The sequence below is a fragment of the Mitsuaria sp. TWR114 genome (assembly GCF_007997345.1).
Genome location: NZ_VOSR01001034.1, coordinates 1 through 735 on the forward strand (window position 1 = coordinate 1; position 735 = coordinate 735).

The window sequence follows — 735 nt, forward strand, 5'->3', positions numbered from 1 at the left end:
GTGCAGCGCGCGCTGCAGGCCGGCGCCCGCGGCTACGTGCTCAAGGACGCGCCGGCGGACGGCGGCACGATGCTGCTGAGCCCGTCCTCGATGTTCACCATCTATCCGCATGTCTATCGCAAGCTGGCCTACAAGGCGGAGAGCGACGCGATCGCGGTCTCGCCGATCTGCAACGCGACCTGCGGCTTCGGCGTCGGGCCGATGGTCCCCGCCTCGGTGAAGACGCTCGGCGACTTCGTCGCCTGGGCCAAGGCGCATCCGGAGCAGTCGTCCTACGCCTCGCCCGCCGCGGGCGCGATGCCGCACTTCCTCGGCGACCAGTTCAAGCGCGCCGCCGGCATCACGCTGGCCCACGTGCCGTACCGGGGCGCGGCGCCCGGGCTGCAGGACCTGATGGGCGGCCAGATCGCCTCGGGCTGCTTCATCCTCGGCGACTTCCTGCCCCACCTGGCCAGCGGCCGGCTGCGCATCCTGGGCGTGACCGACCATGAGCGCTCGCGCTTCACTCCCGAGGTGCCGACCTTCGCCGAACAGGGCTTCAAGGCTATCGTCGGCTTGGAAAGCTACGGGATCTTCCTGCCGTCGAGGACGCCGGCCGCCGTCGTTGACAAGGTCTTCGACCTGATCCGGGTCGCGCTGCGCGAGAAGCAGGTCGTGGACGGCCTGGCCAAGCTGGGGTTCGAGCCGCTGGCGATGGCGCCGGCGGACTACGCGCGGCGGCTGGCGGCCGAGCGC

The 735-nt window shown here is 71.3% G+C and carries 1 protein-coding gene; it reads left to right on the forward strand.

The window, feature by feature from the left end; all coding sequences use genetic code 11:
- On the forward strand, positions 1-735 hold a 735-nt coding region (locus tag FUT87_RS27005; RefSeq protein WP_147242975.1), incomplete at both ends, for a tripartite tricarboxylate transporter substrate-binding protein.